Origin of the sequence: Pseudoalteromonas sp. S4492 (genome assembly GCF_005886115.1) — a bacterium.
In the GTDB taxonomy this organism is placed as follows: Bacteria; Pseudomonadota; Gammaproteobacteria; order Enterobacterales; family Alteromonadaceae; genus Pseudoalteromonas; species Pseudoalteromonas gelatinilytica.
The window spans coordinates 1-321 of record NZ_PNCP01000244.1 but is presented as its reverse complement, the minus strand read 5'-3'; the positions used below and the strand labels follow the sequence as shown (position 1 = coordinate 321).

Below are 321 nucleotides of genomic sequence, written 5' to 3'. Positions count from 1 at the left end.
CGTGCGGCGCGCAAGGGTGCGCGCTCCAGTCGTGTCTCGGTCGAGAGCCGCTACCGCTGCTGGCTGCGTCATCACGCTGCCATTGCGCGCGACAGCGCACGCCGCCTGCTGGTCGCGCCCATCGCCCGCCTGCTGACCATGCTGGCCATCGCCATCGCACTGACGTTGCCGGCGGCGCTGTGGCTGGCACTGGACAGCGCACGCCTGCTCGACAATGAGCTCAATGACAGCGCCCAGCTCACCCTCTATCTCGAGACCTCGGTCGACGAGAGCCAGGCGCTGACGCTGTCGGACTCGCTGCGCGACGCTGCCGGTGTCGGG

1 pseudogene is annotated in these 321 nt (G+C 69.8%); it reads left to right on the top strand.

Going from position 1 to position 321, the window contains the following annotated elements:
* Positions 1–321: pseudogene (locus CWC28_RS22125) on the top strand (hypothetical protein); the annotation flags it as partial.